Source organism: Streptomyces sp. NPDC048424 (assembly GCF_040651555.1).
In the GTDB taxonomy this organism is placed as follows: domain Bacteria; phylum Actinomycetota; class Actinomycetes; order Streptomycetales; family Streptomycetaceae; genus Streptomyces.
In genome coordinates this window covers 54,659-69,505 of record NZ_JBEZKE010000028.1, presented here as the reverse complement: position 1 = coordinate 69,505, position 14,847 = coordinate 54,659, and the positions used below count along the sequence as shown (strand labels likewise).

Genomic DNA, 14,847 nt, shown 5'->3' with positions numbered 1-14,847 from the left:
ATCGGGGGCCGGCGCGCTACCCTCCGCCCCATGATTGACATGAGCATGTTAAGACTCCGGGTGCGCGGGCCCCGCCGGAGGCGTTCCGGCCGCCGCGCCTTCGTCGGCCTCCTGCTGCTGGCCCTGCTCGGCACGGCGACCGCCGCGGCCGCCTCGACCCCGGCCCGCACCCCCTCCCCCGTCGCCGCCCCGGCGGGCACGAGTGCGGCCGATGCCGCGGCCGCCCGCTGGGGAGACCGGCGCCTGGACGAGGCCGCCTTCCTGACCACCCACAACGCCTTCACCAACTACGAGGACTCCCGGTGGAGTTCGGTGAACCAGGCCGAGTCGGTGCGCGCCCAGCTCGACAACGGCGTCCGCGGCCTGAGCCTGGACACGCACTGGTACGAGCGCAGCACCTGGCTGTGCGTCATCAGCTTCGGCAGCGACTGCTACCCCAGCGACGTCTACCTGTGCCACGGCGACTGCAAGACCTTCGCCGGGGCCACGTACGCGCTCCCCCGGCAGTCCTTCCACGGCACGATGCAGACCGTGGTGGACTTCCTCGCCGCCCATCCGCAGGAGGTCGTGACCGTCTTCCTCGAGGACTACGTCAGCGCCGAGCAGCTGGCGCAGTCCCTCGGCAGGGTCAGGGGGCTGCCCGAGATGGTGTTCCGGCCCGACGCGTGGGACGTGCGCGGGCACGGCTGGCCGAAGGTGGCCGACCTCGTCACCGCCGGCAAGCGGCTGCTGATCTTCTCCGACCGCTCCGACCGCGAGCACCTGGGCGTCATGTACGACAAGTCCTGGACGGTGAGCAACTACTGGAGCCTCGGCGACCTGGGCAACGACCTCAGCTGCGTCAGCCGCTGGTCCGACCTGCCACTGGACCGTCAGGAGCCGGGATTCCGGCGGCTGTTCACCATGAGCCACCACCGCAACGTGCCCACCGTCATGACGGCGGCCCTGGACAACGGCGCCAAACTCCGGGACCGCATCGCCGGGCAGTGCCGGACGGCCACCGGGGGACGCGATCCGAACTACGTCTCCGTCGACTTCCACCGGCTGTCCGACGGGAGCGGCCACACCCCCGCCTCGATCGTCGCGGAGCTCAACGCGCGCCCCTGATGCCCGTACGCACGCCGAAGCGGCCCTCCACGGTGTGGAGGGCCGCCCGGTCACCGCGCTCCCGCAGGAACCCGGTACCGCGTTACGGCGCTACCTTCAGCAGCTTGTTCGCGGTGCCGGAGGACGGGTTCTTGATGGCACCCTTCGTCGCGGCCCCGGTCAGCGCGGCGGCCGTGTCGGCGGGTGTCGCCGACGGGTGGGCCGCCAGGTAGAGGGCGGCGGCGCCCGCCACGTGCGGGGAGGCCATCGACGTCCCGGAGATCGTCTTGACGGCCGTGTCGCTGTCCTTCCAGGCCGACGTGATCTCCGAACCGGGCGCGTACAGGTCAACCACCGAGCCGAAGTTCGAGAAGTCCGACTGCTGGTCGTCCTCGGTGCTCGACGCCACCGTGAGGGCCTCGGGCACCCGGGAGGGCGAGCCCTGACCGGCGTCGGAGGACTCGTTGCCGGCCGCCACCGCGAAGGTCACGCCGGAGGCGACGGCCCGCTTGACGGCCGCGTCCAGCGCCTCGTCGGCGCCGCCGCCGAGGCTCATGTTCGCGACCGACGGCCCGGAGTGGTTCTTCGTCACCCAGTCGATGCCCGCCACGACCTGCTCGGTCGTACCGGATCCGTTGTCGTCGAGCACCCGCACCGCGACGACCTTGGCCTTCTTGGCGACGCCGTGGGCGGTGCCGGCGATGGTGCCCGCCACGTGCGTGCCGTGGCCGTTGCCGTCGTCAGCGGTCTCGTCGTTGTCGACCGCGTCGAAACCGTGAGCGGCGCGGCCGCCGAAGTCCTTGTGCGAGATCCGGACACCGGTGTCGATGACGTACGCCGTCACCCCCTCGCCGCCGCCGTCCGGGTACGTGTACTTCTGGTCGCCGGCCGTGGCCGCCTGGTCGATCCGGTCCAGGCCCCAGGACGGGGGCTTCTCCTGGGTCTCGTTGATGCGGAAGCGCTTGTTCTGCACGACCGTGCCGACGGCGGGGTCCGCGGCGAGCCGCTTCGCCTCCGTCGGCGTCATGCCGGACGCGGAGAATCCGTTGACCTGGGAGCCGTAGGAGCGCTCCAGCTTGCCGCCGTACTTCTTCGCCAAGTCCTCCTTGTTCGCGGATGCGTCGAGGATGACGACGAAGCTGCCGTCCACGGCGTCCGGGGCGCCGAGTCCGTGCACCGTGCCTTCGGCCGGTGTGGCCGCCCCGGCGAGGGGGCTCGCAAACAGGGCCGCCGCAACCGCAGTTGCTGCGCCCGCGGCTATGCCCGCGTTGCGAAGGGCGTTGGATCGCTTGTGAGTTGCCATGTAGAGGGTTCTCCTCGTGTTGACGTGTGGGGCGTCAAACGTTCTGGAGAACCCTGTTCCGATTGACAGGAGCAAATCAAGGGCGAACCAGGGGTAAGGGCTTCTTCAACAAGGTTTCTTAATAGGCCCTCCGCACCGCCTCCATCTCGCACACATGTTCTCGTGAACCCCTTCACGGAATGAACACATGATCGTTTCGGCGGCGGAGGCCGGGGCGCGTGTTTGGCGGGGGCCTGACGGGTTAGGCGCCGGTTGCCGGGAAATCCCGCGAGGAGTGTGAACCGTCATGGGCGCAGACAAGCACCAGACGCCGGACACGGGCCGCGGCGAGCGGATCCGCGGGCGGTCGCCGGAACCGGACCAGCTGAAGACGGGCGGCCGGCCGCGCAGCCCCGACGAGGTCGCGCACGAGCGCGGCCGCGAGGACGCGACGATGCGTGACGTGATGCACGACCTGCGTGAGGAGGACCTGGACGACATGCGCGACGACCGCTGACGCGCCCCCGAGCCGACGCACCGGCACCGGCACCGGCACCCAGGACGGGCAAGGGCCTAGCCTGCGATCCCGGCCGCGTACGAGGCCAGGCCCTCCGCGGTCGTGCCGGCCCAGCCGACGTAGCCGTCGGGGCGGATGAGGAACACCCCGTCCCCGTACGCCTCGTACGAGGGGATCCGGACGGTACGGACCTCCGCCAGCCCGGGGAATGCGGACGGGTCCGGCAGGCCGGGTACGTCCGAACCGGCACCGACCGTCAGCAGCGTCCAGTGCGTTCCCCTGAACTCGTCGAAGAGCCGGAGGCCTCCGCGCACCCCGTCCGGTGCGCGGTCACCCGCCTGCAGGGCCTCCTCGGCGAGGCCGTCTCGGGTCTCCACCGCGAGGGCCGAAGCCCGGTAGCCGATGCCGAGCTGCCGGGTGGCTTCGCCGCGCCGGGCCTCGCCGCGGTGGATGCGGGTGGACAGGCCGAGCATCTCGGCGGCGACCGGCAGCCGCTCCTCCTCGTAGGTGTCGAGCAGCGAGGCACGGGCCTCCCCGCTCAGCACGGCGGCCAGCTTCCAGCCCAGGTTGTACGCGTCCTGGACGCTGGTGTTGAGGCCCTGCCCGCCGGCGGGCGAGTGCACGTGCGCGCTGTCTCCGGCGAGGAACACCCGGCCGTCGCGGAAGCGGTCGGCCATCGCGGCCCGCGGCCGGAAGTCCGAGGCCCAGCGCACCTGCGTCACGTCGCCGGGCGCGAGGTGCGAGCGGGCGCCGATCACCTTGCGGATCCCGTCGAGCGAGAGGTCCGGCTCGGTGCCCTCCGGGAACCCCGCCACCACCTGGAACTCCTCGGTCGCGGCCAGGGGCCAGATGGCGAGGTAGCCCCCGCCCTCGGTCGGCGGGAAGACGTGCATGTGGTCGCGGTCGAGGCCCTCGATGCGGACGTCCGCGACCAGCATCGGGCTCGGGTCCACGGTCTCGCCGGTCATGCCGATGCCCAGCGCCCGCCGCACGGTGGACCGGCCGCCGTCCGCGGCCACGGCGTACCGCGCCCGGACGGGCGGCCCGGAGACGAAGGTGGCCGTCACTCCCTCCGGGTCCTGCTCGATGCCGGCCAGCTCCCGGCCGAAGGCGATCTCCCCGCCCAGCTCCGCGAGCCGCGCGGCGAGGATCTCCTGCGTCCGCCACTGCGGCACCATCCAGGGCTCGGCGTACGGGGCGCCCTCGGCCGGCACGGCCGCGTCGAACATCCGGTGTTCGCCGGTGCGGACGCCGTCCTGCCAGATCACGCCGACCGGGTACGAGGCCCCGGCCGCCCGGACCGCGTCGTGCACGCCGAGGTCGTCGAGCACCTCCAGGGTGCGGGGCTGCAACCCCTTGCCGCGCGATCCCGGGAAGAGGGAAGCGGCCCGCTCGACGACGACGGCGTCGATGCCGCGCCGGGCGAGGTCGATGGCCAGCGCGAGCCCGGTGGGGCCGGCTCCGACGATGAGCACGTCGGTGTGCAGGGCGTGGACGGGTGCGTGGGCATGGGTGTGCGTGTTCACGGCATTCTCCTTAACGTTGTTAAGTGCTGCGATCACCAGCATGCATTTAACGGTGTTAAGCTGTCAAGCGTGGCAACCCGGAAACCCCCCAAGCTGGACAAGAAGCAGGCCGTCGACACCGCGCTGCGGCTGTTGAACGAGGTCGGCCTCGACGGACTGACCCTGCGCGCGATCGCCAAGGAGCTGGACGTCCAGGCGCCGGCCCTCTACTGGCACTTCAAGAACAAGCAGGAACTCCTCGACGAAATGGCCACCGAGATGTACCGCCGGATGGTCGCCGGGCAGCGGATCCCCTCCGGCGCCACCTGGCAGGAACAGCTGATGGTCTTCAACGCGGGACTGCGGGCCGCCCTGCTCGGATACCGCGACGGCGCCAAGGTCTACAGCGGCTCCCGCTTCACCGGCACCGAGCACGCGGTCCAGCTGGAGGAGAACCTCCGCGCCTTCGTCACGGCCGGCTTCGAGCCCACCCAGGCCGTACGGGCCCTCACCACGGCCTACTACTTCACGCTCGGCTTCGTCACCGAGGAACAAGGGGTCGAACCCCTCCCCGGTGACCGCCGCGACGGCTTCGACGTCGACGAACGCGCCGCGCGCATGGCGGAGTTCCCCTTGGCGGCAGCCGCGGGAGCCGAACTCTTCCAGGACTTCGCCACGGGGTTCGAGGAGGGCATGCGCCTGCTCATCGCGGGCATCGAGGCGCGCTACGGCATCGCCTGAGTCGTCGTCACGGCCGACCGCGTGCCCGCGCGCAGATCACCACGGCACCACGCCCGCACGGGCCCGGGCGTAGGCTTCGCCCATCGGCACGGCGGGGGCGGAGCACATGACGACGGAAACGGCAGACCCGGCAGGGACGGCAGGGACGGCAGGGACGGCAGGGACGGCAGGGACGGCAGGAGTCTGGGGGGCGACGACCCTCGATTCGGTCGTGGTGTACGCGCAGGGCGCCCTCTGCCGCCGCCTGGCCCGGGGCAGCGTGCCCCCCGACGGCCGGGTACGGGTGCCGGGGCTGCCCCGCTCGCTGGACCCGGGCTCGCTGCGGGCCCGTGTCCTCGGCGCTCCCGGGGTGCGCGTCACCGAGGCCCGGGTGGAGGTCGAGGCCGAACCGCTCGGCGCGGGCACGCCCGACGCCCTGCGGCGCGAGGCCGAGCGGCTGGGCGACGCGTACGCGGCGGCGCAGGGACGCCGGAACCGGCAGCTCAGCCTGATCGAGGAGGTCCGGACCCTCCACCCGGTGCCGCCTCCCCGCAAGCGCGACGACCCGCACCGCCGCACCCCCGTCGACGCGTGGCTGGAACTGGCCGACTTCGTCGACGAGCGGCTGGCGACACTGCACGCCCGCCTCGTGGAGCTGGAGGAGGAGCTGCGCATCGCCGACCACGCGTTCTCCGTCGCCGCCGACCGGTTCGCCCGTGCCTCCACCGACGCGCCCTCCTCGCACGTGGAGACCACGGTCTGCGCGGCGTTGACCCTCGTGGGCGCCGGTGAGGACGAGGTGGAACTGGAGCTGGAGTACGGGGTTCCGGGCGCCATCTGGGTGCCGGCCTACCGGCTCACCCACCGGCAGGGCGACGACAGCGGGCACCTGGTGCTGCGCGCCTCGGTCGCCCAGCGGACCGGCGAGGACTGGACCGGGGTGCGCATCGCCCTGGCCACCGCCGATCTCCGGCGCCGCACCGACCTGCCGAAGCTCCGCTCGGTCCGGATCGGACGCCGTCAGCCCGCCCCCGCGCCCTCCGGCTGGCGCGAGCCTCCCGCGGGGCTCTCCGGCCTGTTCGCCGGGTACGAGGCGGCCGGCCCGCGCCCCGTCCCGACCCCCGCCCCCGCCTCCGTCGGGGCTGCCGCGGCCTACGTGACTTCGGTGCCGTCGGTGACTTCCGTGACGTCCGAGACGTTCGTGGGCGGCTCCGGGTACGGCGCCGTTCCGCCACCGCCTCCGCCGCCACCCGCACCGCAGGGCTACGGCGGCGCGATGCCCGACTTCGCGCTGCCGCCGCCCGCGCAGCCCGCCGCCCCGCGGCCGGGTTCCCGGTCGCGTTCCGCCGCCCGGTCCTTCGCGGGAGCCCCCGCCGCGATGCCCCCCGCCGCCATGGCGCCCCCGGCTCCCGCGGCTCCGGGCGGGGCCCCGCCGCCGCCCCCTCCGGAGCCGGTGGCCGGTCCGCCGCAGCCGAGCGGCGCCGAACTCGACTACTCCGCCCTCGTCCTGTGCGGCCCCGACGAGCAGGGGGGCCGCCGGGGCCGGCTCTTCCCCGGCTCGCCCGTCGACCCGGTGGCGGCCGAGTGCCGGCGCCGCGCCGAGTCGGTGGCCTCGCTGCCGCTGCCCGGACGGGCCGTGCGGCCCCGCGAGTCGGCGGGGTCCTTCGACCACCGCTTCGACGCCACCGCGCGCGCCGACGTCCCGTCGGACGGCACCTGGCACACCGTCACCGTCGCCGAGGTCCCGGTCGGCCTGCGCACCGAGTACCTCTGCGTGCCGTCCGTGGAGCAGACCGTGTACGCCACGCTGGTCCTCTCCAACGCCACCGACCAGGCGCTGCTGGCCGGCCCGGTGGAGGTCGTCGTCGACGACGAGTTCCTGCTGACCGCCGCGCTGCCCACGCTCGCCCCCGGCGGGGTCCGCCGGGTCGGGCTCGGGTCCGCCGAGGGCATCCGGGTCACCCGCCGTACGAACCTGCGCGAGTCGACCTCGGGCCTGCGCAACAACACCACCGTGCTCGACCACCGCGTGCACGTGGAGCTGGCCAACGGGCTGGCGAGGCCCGTCACCGTCGAAGTCCGCGAGCGGGTTCCGGTCACCTCCGATCCGGACGTCCGCATCGAGGAACGGGCCGACTGGACGGTGCCCGAGGAGGGCACGGGGCCCGAACACCACGCCCCGGGCACCCGCGTCTGGCGGCTGGACCTGCCCGCAGGCGCCACCACCGCCCTCGACGGCGGCTACGAGATCCGCATCCCGACCGGCAAGGCCCTGGCCGGCGGCAACCGCAGGAGCTGACGCACCCCATGTCCACGGCCCCGAAGCCGATCGCCCTCCCCGTCACCGCCGTCACCTGTCTCGAGGACCGCGCCCATGTCGAGCGCACCGCCGTGCTCGACCTGGAGGCCGGGGTCCAGCGGCTGCGGCTCGGCCCGGTCAGTGCGCTGGCCGTCGACCGCACCCTCCATGCCGAGCTGACCGCCGAACACCCGGCGACCGTGCTCGACGTGCGGATCGTCCGCGGCTGGACCCCGCGCGGGCCACTGCCGTCCGCCGAGGAGGGCTCCGCGCTGCGCCACCGCGTACACGCCCTCGAAGAGGAGCGGCTGGCCACCGGGCAGCGGCGCGACCGGCTGCGCGCCCGCCTCGACCTGCTCGGCCGCCTCACCGCCGACCTGCTGCGGGACATCGGCGAAGGCGCCGGTTCGGGAGAGGCCGAACGGCCCCGCTGGACCCGCGAACTGGACCGGCTGGACGCCGAGCGCGACACGTACGGCGAGCAACTGCGGGCCGAGGAGGCCCGGCTGACCGCCCTCGGCGCCGAACTGGGGGCCGTCCAGCGGGCCATGGACCTTTCCGAGGAGGAGCCCCCCGAGCTGCTCGCCCATGTCGAGCTGACGGTGGAGACCGCGGTCGCCGGGCCGGTCGGGCTGCGCCTGAGCCACCTCACCCCGTGCGCGCTGTGGCGGCCCGCCTACCGGGCCGTACTCGACGGGGACGCCCTCACCCTGGAAACGGACGCGGTCGTCTGGCAGCGCACCGGGGAGGACTGGTCGGACGTACGGCTGACCCTGTCGACGGCTCGCTCGGCGCTGGCCACCGATCCGCCGCGGCTGGACGAGGACCGGCTGACGCTGACGGACCGCTCCGCGGCGGAGCGCCGCACGGTCGACGTCGAGCTGCGCGAGGAGGAGATCGGGACCCTCGGCCCGGCCCCGGTGCTCGGCCTGCCCGGGGTGGACGACGGCGGCGAGGCGCGCGTGCTGCACTCCCCCGCGCCGGTGTCCGTGCCCGGGGACGGCCGCGCCCACCGGGTGCCGCTGTCCGTCTTCACCACGGCCGCGAGCAGCGAGTACGCCTGCTCACCGGAGGTCTCGCCGCTGGTCACCCAGGTGGTGCGGTTCGACAACCTGTCCGGTCACGCGCTGCTCGCAGGTCCCGTGGACCTGGTCCGCGGCAGCGGGTTCAGCGGCCGCGGCACACTGGAATTCTCCGCCCCGGGCACCCCCGTCGAGCTGGCCTTCGGCAGCTGCGACGACCACGGGGTGGTCCGGCAGGCCGAGGAGACCCGCGATTCCGCCGGGATCATGCAGCGGACCGTGGTCACCCGTACGGTCCGGCTGCACCTGTCCCGGTTCTCCGCCCCCGGCGAGCGCGGTGACCGGGTGGTCGTGCTCCGGGAGCGGATCCCGGTCTCCGAGGTCTCGGCGGTGGAGGTTCGGCTGCGCAAGGAGGCCTGCTCCCCGCCGCCGGAGGTGGTCGACGCCGACGGGATCGCCCGCTGGGACGTCGCCCTCCCGCCCGGCGGCCGGCGCACGGTCACCCTGGTCTACGAGCTGTCGGCGAGCTCCAAGGTCGCCGGGCTCTGAGCCCGGGGGCCGCGCCGGGCCGAGCCGAGCCGGAAAACAATTCCCGTTCCACTTCCGCTTCCGTCACCTTCTGCGTGTTCTCGTGGCTGCGCGGTCTGCGGTGCGCGACCATACGGACGCCGATACGCGCTCGATTATCGGCGCCGTTCGTGAGCAGAGGGAAACACCGAGACAGGAAGAAGGACTGACGTGTCCGGCAGCGAAAGCGAGAACCCAGTCATCCCCGCCCCGGCCCCCACGCCGACTCGCCCCCGGACGAACCGGGACTGGTGGCCGAATCAGCTGGACCTTCAGGTTCTCCACCAGAACTCGCCCCTGTCCGATCCGATGGGTGAGGACTTCGACTACGCGAAAGAGTTCGCCTCCCTGGACCTCGACGCGCTGAAGCAGGACGTGTTCGAGGTGATGACGGCCTCGCAGGACTGGTGGCCCGCCGACTACGGCCACTACGGGCCGCTCTTCATCCGGATGAGCTGGCATGCCGCGGGCACCTACCGCATCGAGGACGGCCGGGGCGGCGGCGGCTCCGGCGCCCAGCGCTTCGCCCCGCTCAACAGCTGGCCGGACAACGCGAGCCTCGACAAGGCGCGCCGTCTGCTCTGGCCGGTGAAGCAGAAGTACGGCCGCAAGATCTCATGGGCCGATCTTCTGGTTTTCGCCGGTAACTGTGCGATGGAATCCATGGGATTCAAGACGTTCGGTTTCGGATTCGGCCGAGAGGACATCTGGGAGCCCGAGGAGGTTTTCTGGGGGCCCGAGGACACGTGGCTCGGAGACGAGCGCTACAGCGGCGACCGCGAACTCACCGGTCCTTTCGGCGCCGTTCAGATGGGACTGATCTACGTCAATCCGGAGGGGCCCAACGGGAATCCGGATCCGATCGCCGCCGCCAGGGACATCCGCGAGACGTTCAAGCGCATGGCGATGAACGACGAGGAGACGGCCGCGCTCATCATCGGCGGCCACACGTTCGGCAAGTGCCACGGCGCGGTCGGGGCCGATTACATCGGTCCGGAACCCGAGGCCTGCCCGGTCGAGCAGCAGGGCCTCGGCTGGAAGAACTCGTACGGCACCGGCAGTGGCGTCGACGCGCTCACCAGCGGGCTCGAGGGCGCATGGACCTCCGAGCCGACGAAGTGGGACAACGGGTACCTGGACAACCTGTTCCGCTACGACTGGGAGCTGACGACGAGCCCGGCCGGTGCGCAGCAGTGGACGCCCAAGGATCCCTCGGCCCAGGGCACGGTGCCCGACGCCCACGATCCGTCGAAGCGGCACGCTCCCATGATGCTGACGACGGACCTCGCGCTGAAGCTGGATCCGGTCTACGCGCCGATCTCGAAGGCCTTCCACGAGAACCCGGACCGGCTCGCGGAGGCGTTCGGCAAGGCCTGGTACAAGCTGCTGCACCGCGACATGGGCCCCCTCTCGCGTTACCTCGGCCCGTGGATCCCGGAGCCGCAGCTGTGGCAGGACCCGGTGCCCGCGGTCGATCACCCGCTGGTCGGGGACGCGGAGATCGCCGACCTCAAGGCCCGGATCCTCGCCTCCGGACTGTCCGTCTCCCAGCTGGTCACCACCGCCTGGGCGGCGGCCGCGAGCTTCCGCGGCACCGACAAGCGGGGCGGGGCCAACGGGGCACGGATCCGGCTGGCTCCGCAGAAGGACTGGGAGGTCAACGCCCTGCCCGAGGTGACCGAGACGCTGCGGGCCCTGGAGGGGATCCAGCAGGACTTCAACGGCTCGCAGGCCGGGGCGGCGAAGGTGTCGCTCGCCGACCTGATCGTCCTGGGCGGGTGCGCGGCCGTGGAGCAGGCCGCCGAGAAGGCCGGCCACGCCGTCACGGTCCCGTTCGCACCGGGGCGCACGGACGCCTCGCAGGAGCAGACCGACGTGGAGGCGTTCGCCGTACTCGAACCGAGGGCGGACGGGTTCCGCAACTACCTCCCGGCGGGTGAGAAGCTCGCGCCGGAGACCCTGCTGCTGGACCGCGCCAACCTGCTGACCCTGACGGCGCCCGAGATGACGGTCCTGGTCGGCGGCATGCGGGCCCTGAACGCCGGCTTCGGCGGGGCCGCCCACGGCGTGCTCACCCAGCGGCCGGAGACGTTGACCAACGACTTCTTCGTCAACCTGCTCGACATGGGTACGCAGTGGAAGGCGTCGGCCACGGCGGAGAACGTGTTCGAAGGCCAGGACGTCGCCACGGGCAAGGCCAGGTGGACCGCCACCGCCGTCGACCTCGTCTTCGGTTCGCACTCGCAGCTCCGGGCCCTCTCGGAGGTCTACGCGTCCAAGGACGCGGGTGAGAAGTTCGTACGCGATTTCGTGGCGGCCTGGGACAAGGTGATGACCCTCGACCGGTTCGACCTCGCCTGAGCCCGGTGTCCCGGCCGGCCCCGCACCGGCCGGCCGGGACCCCGCGGTGCGACCGGTGCGTGTGGCGGCGCGGGGCGGGCAAGAGGGACGGCCTAGGCTCGGCGCATGGCACTGGAGTGGGAGCAGCTCGTCGTCGACGCCGGGAACCCGGCCGCCCTGGGGCACTGGTGGGCGCAGGCCCTGGGATGGGTCGTCGTGAACGACGATCCGGACGAGTACGAGATCCGCCCGGCCCCCGAACGGCTGCCGGGGCTGCTCTTCGTACCGGTGCCGGACACCAAGACGGTGAAGAACCGCCTCCACCTCGACTTCCGCCCCGACGACCAGGAGGCGGAGGTACGGCGCCTGCTGGCGCACGGCGCGCGCCCGGCCGACGTCGGGCAGGGCCCCGAGGTGACGTGGGTGGTGCTCGCCGATCCGGAGGGCAACGAGTTCTGCGTCCTGGCCCCGCGCCGCACCTGACCGGGCGATGACCCCGCCCGGCGGCGCCCCTGGTCAGACGGACCACGGGGAGGGGACGCGCGGGTCGGGAACGTAGGCGCAGTAGGTCCCCGTGCGGATGGTGCGGTCGAGGTGGTCGGCGAGCTCCGGAGCGGCTTCGCGGAGGTGGCCGATGGCCTTGCGGACGGCCTGGGTGACGGCGGCCCGGGCCCGTTCGGAGGCGGCGCCGGCGCGGCGGTCGCGTCCGCCGAGGCCGACGGCGCGGGCGAGTTCGTCGATCAGGAAGGTGCGTTCGAGCTCGGTCTGTTCGCGCCGGGCGATGTCGTGGTCGGCGCGGGCCTCCTCGATGTCCTCCTCGATCTCGGCGAGCCTTCGGCGGTACATGTCCTTGGCCCGGTCGTCCAGGAGGGGGCCGAGGTCGCCGGCCCGGGCGAGCCCGGCGGCCGCGCCGGGGTCTTCGCTGTCGGCGGCCACGAGGTCGAGGACGTGGAACTCCCGGCCCGGCGCGGCGAGCAGCCGGGCCAGGTGGTGCATGCCCTTGCTGTCGCGGACGCTCACGCGCCGGTCGTCGAGGACGACCTTCCAGTAGTCGCCCTCCCGGACGAAGGTGTTCGGCTCGGGCGGGGCCGTAGGCGGCTCGTCGGCGGCCGGCGCGCGGGCGATCCGCTCCAGCTCGGTGCGCGCCGTCTCCCGCTCCAGGGTCTCGGCCGGGAGGTTTCCCAGGGCGCCGTGGGCGTCCGCGAGCCGCAGCCGGCACTCGGCCGACTCGTAGGGGGCGCCGAGCTCGCTCCAGGCACGGACGGCATCGGCGAACAGCGCCGCCGCGCCGGTCGCGTCGCCCTCGGCGAGCAGGACTTCGCCCCGCGCCCGCACGGCCGCGGCGGCGAGCGCGCTGCTTTCGAAGCGGACGGCGACCTCCGCGAGCTCGCGGGCCGCATCGCGTGCCGTCTCCACGTCGGCGCGGGCCAGGGCGATCCTCACCTGGGCGTCCAGCAGCGGCGCCCGCCGCAGCCCGGTGGTGGGCGGCAGCTCCTTCGACGGCACCGGCAGCGGACGGTCCAGCGCCTCCCGGATCGCGGCGGCGGCCATGTCGATGTCGCCGCCGGCGAGCCGGACGAGCGAGAGCCCGGGTTCGGGATCCCATCCGAGGCGGTGTGCGGCGAGCAGCGCCTCCTCGGCCCCGCTCAGGTCGCCGCGCCGCAGCCGGATCCGGCCCAGCTCGGTCAGCGGCCAGCCCAGCTCGCGGCGCAGGTAGGGGCGCAGCTCGTCGCAGGCCAGCAGCACCTGCCGCTCGGCGCCGGCGCACTGGCCGCGCAGGCGCAGGATCTCGGCCCGGTGTACGCGGCACCGGCCGTGCAGGCTGCCGATCGCGCTCGTGCGCGCCCAGCGCTCCATGGCCTCGGTCCACTGCTCGGCCAGGTCGTACTGGGCGAGGCCCTGCAGGGCGCACACCAGCTCGCAGTAGACGACTCCGGTCGACAGCGCGTCGAGGTCCCCGGACATGGCTGCCGTCCCGGCGTCGTCGAGGAGCCCCAGACCCTGTTCGACGTCTCCGTCGAGGATCACCAGCCGGGCCTGCGCCACCCGCCCGAGCGCGGCTGCGGCCGGATCGGTGCGCGAGCCGGTTCCGATCGCCCGCCCGGCCCAGTCCCGGGCGGCGTCGAGGTCGCCGCTGAGGAACCGCTCGAAGGTGCGCACCACCGCGAACCACGCGTGGGCGGGGGTCTCCGAGGCGGGGTCGAGGAGGCGTTCCGCACGCCGCAGCCACCCCCGTACCGGTGCCATGAGCGCGGTGTCGAACAGCAGGTGCATGGCCACCCGTACGGCGGCCCCGGCCGCCCCGTTGTCCTCGCCGAGCCCGGCCAGCTGCGCGTGGAGCCGCTCCCAGGTCTCGATCGTCACGTCGAGGTGTCCCGCGGCGTAGGCGACGCCCGCGAACTCGGCGAGCTCTGCCGGGCCCAGCCCGCCCGCCTCCTCCCGGGCCGCCAGATAGCCCTCGTACGCCTCCGCCCACGCGCCGCCGGCGGCGGCGTTGCGTGCCCGCTCCAGCGCGGTCCCGTCGCCGGAGGCATGAGTCATGGAGGTCTTCCTTCGCCGTGCCGGTGGTCCCGGGGGGCGGGCGGGTTACGGCGGTAACGGGCCCGCTTACGCCTCCATGGTGAGCCACAACCTCAGTGGAGGACATCATGGACACCATCACGGTCAACGGCATCCGGCTGGAACACGAGATCCGCGGAACCGGGGAGCCGGTCCTGCTGATCAGCCCGGTCCTCGCCGACGGGTTCGCCCCGCTCGTCGCGGAACCGGCACTGGCCGGGAACCACCGGCTCATCCGCTATCACAAGCGGGGCTGGAGCGGCAGCACCCACACCCCCGGGCCGGTCTCCGTCGCCGATCACGCCGCCGACGCCCTCGCGCTGCTCGACCGCCTAGGTATCGAGCGCGTCCACGTCGCCGGACACTCCAGCGGCGCGGCGGTCGCCGCGCAGCTCGCCCAGGACCGCCCCGACCGCATCGCCACGGTCACCCTGCTGGAGCTCTCGCTGCTGTCGGTGCCCGCGGGCGAGGCGTTCTTCGCCCAGGCGGCGCCGGCGTTCCAGGCGTACGCCGACGGGGACCCCGAACGCGCCCTCGGACTGTTCCTGTCCCTGGTCAGCGGCATGGAACCGGAACGGTGCCGGGCCCTGCTCGACGAGCGCGTGCCGGGCAGCGTCGAGCAGGCGGTCAAGGACGCCGACACGTTCTTCGGGGTCGAGCTGCCCGCCCTGGGCGCATGGCGGTTCGGGCCCGACGAGGCGGCGGCGATCCGCCGGCCGGTGCTGTCCGTACGGGGAAGCGCCACCCTGCCCCTGTGGGTGGAGGTCGCGGCGTTCCTCCGCTCGGCGGTGCCCGACATCGAGGAGTGCGTCATCGACGGGGTGGGCCATCTGCTCCACATCGAACGGTCCCGGCCGGTCGCCGAAGAGCTGGCCCGCTTCCTGGCCCGGCACCCGATCGGATCCTGACCGCGGGAGCCCGGCAGGTGGTGTGCCTGCCGGGCTCCGGGG

The 14,847-nt window shown here is 73.4% G+C and carries 11 protein-coding genes; 8 read left to right on the top strand and 3 right to left on the bottom strand.

Going from position 1 to position 14,847, the window contains the following annotated elements:
* Positions 1-30: 30 nt before the first annotated feature.
* Positions 31-1,107 carry a PI-PLC domain-containing protein gene (locus tag AB0D29_RS30240; protein ID WP_362858580.1) on the top strand — a complete coding sequence of 359 codons (1,077 nt, stop codon included), beginning with the start codon at positions 31-33 and terminating at the stop codon, positions 1,105-1,107.
* A gap of 82 nt (positions 1,108-1,189) precedes the next feature.
* Here the strand turns inward: AB0D29_RS30240 and AB0D29_RS30235 are convergent, their stop codons facing one another.
* The gene (locus AB0D29_RS30235; RefSeq protein WP_362858578.1) at positions 1,190-2,389 is read right to left on the bottom strand and encodes a S8 family serine peptidase; all 1,200 of its coding nucleotides are present in this window, start codon (positions 2,387-2,389) and stop codon (positions 1,190-1,192) included.
* Positions 2,390-2,675: 286 nt separating this feature from the next.
* Between AB0D29_RS30235 and AB0D29_RS30230 the strand changes: the two genes are divergently transcribed.
* On the top strand, positions 2,676-2,885 hold the full coding sequence (locus AB0D29_RS30230; RefSeq protein ID WP_362858576.1) for a hypothetical protein: 210 nt from the start codon (positions 2,676-2,678) through the stop codon (positions 2,883-2,885).
* A gap of 56 nt (positions 2,886-2,941) precedes the next feature.
* Here AB0D29_RS30230 and AB0D29_RS30225 read toward each other — a convergent pair whose 3' ends face one another.
* Complete coding sequence (locus tag AB0D29_RS30225; RefSeq protein WP_362858575.1) at positions 2,942-4,411, bottom strand: FAD-dependent oxidoreductase; 1,470 nt, start codon at positions 4,409-4,411, stop codon at positions 2,942-2,944.
* A gap of 69 nt (positions 4,412-4,480) precedes the next feature.
* On the opposite strand from AB0D29_RS30225, the gene AB0D29_RS30220 reads away from it, so the two are divergent.
* The 5 genes from AB0D29_RS30220 (at position 4,481) to AB0D29_RS30200 (ending at position 11,821) form a co-directional block, all read left to right on the top strand.
* Entirely contained in the window at positions 4,481-5,131 is a 651-nt protein-coding gene (locus AB0D29_RS30220) for a TetR/AcrR family transcriptional regulator C-terminal domain-containing protein (protein WP_362858574.1), read from the top strand.
* 211 nt (positions 5,132-5,342) lie between these two features.
* Positions 5,343-7,409: a DUF4139 domain-containing protein gene (locus AB0D29_RS30215; protein ID WP_362858572.1), complete on the top strand. Its 2,067-nt coding sequence runs from the start codon at positions 5,343-5,345 to the stop codon at positions 7,407-7,409.
* Between the two features lie 8 nt (positions 7,410-7,417).
* Entirely contained in the window at positions 7,418-8,980 is a 1,563-nt protein-coding gene (locus tag AB0D29_RS30210) for a mucoidy inhibitor MuiA family protein (RefSeq protein WP_362858570.1), read from the top strand.
* A 189-nt stretch (positions 8,981-9,169) separates the two neighbouring features.
* Entirely contained in the window at positions 9,170-11,359 is a 2,190-nt protein-coding gene (katG, locus tag AB0D29_RS30205) for a catalase/peroxidase HPI (protein WP_362858569.1), read from the top strand.
* Positions 11,360-11,464: 105 nt separating this feature from the next.
* Positions 11,465-11,821, top strand: coding sequence for a VOC family protein (locus AB0D29_RS30200; protein ID WP_362858567.1), 357 nt, complete (start codon positions 11,465-11,467; stop codon positions 11,819-11,821).
* A gap of 33 nt (positions 11,822-11,854) precedes the next feature.
* Here the strand turns inward: AB0D29_RS30200 and AB0D29_RS30195 are convergent, their stop codons facing one another.
* Entirely contained in the window at positions 11,855-13,879 is a 2,025-nt protein-coding gene (locus AB0D29_RS30195) for a transcriptional regulator (RefSeq protein WP_362858566.1), read from the bottom strand.
* A 107-nt stretch (positions 13,880-13,986) separates the two neighbouring features.
* Here AB0D29_RS30195 and AB0D29_RS30190 point away from each other — a divergent pair, with 107 nt between their 5' ends.
* Entirely contained in the window at positions 13,987-14,805 is an 819-nt protein-coding gene (locus tag AB0D29_RS30190; protein WP_362858565.1) for an alpha/beta hydrolase, read from the top strand.
* Positions 14,806-14,847: the final 42 nt, after the last annotated feature.

Excerpts from the sequence above, each read along its gene's own strand:
- AB0D29_RS30190 (WP_362858565.1), top strand. The coding sequence starts at position 13,987 with ATGGACACCATCACGGTCAACGGCATCCGGCTGGAACACGAGATCCGC.
- AB0D29_RS30230 (WP_362858576.1), top strand. The coding sequence starts at position 2,676 with ATGGGCGCAGACAAGCACCAGACGCCGGACACGGGCCGCGGCGAGCGG.
- AB0D29_RS30210 (WP_362858570.1), top strand. The coding sequence starts at position 7,418 with ATGTCCACGGCCCCGAAGCCGATCGCCCTCCCCGTCACCGCCGTCACC.
- AB0D29_RS30200 (WP_362858567.1), top strand. The coding sequence starts at position 11,465 with ATGGCACTGGAGTGGGAGCAGCTCGTCGTCGACGCCGGGAACCCGGCC.
- AB0D29_RS30195 (WP_362858566.1), bottom strand. The coding sequence starts at position 13,879 with ATGACTCATGCCTCCGGCGACGGGACCGCGCTGGAGCGGGCACGCAAC.
- AB0D29_RS30240 (WP_362858580.1), top strand. The coding sequence starts at position 31 with ATGATTGACATGAGCATGTTAAGACTCCGGGTGCGCGGGCCCCGCCGG.
- AB0D29_RS30235 (WP_362858578.1), bottom strand. The coding sequence starts at position 2,389 with ATGGCAACTCACAAGCGATCCAACGCCCTTCGCAACGCGGGCATAGCC.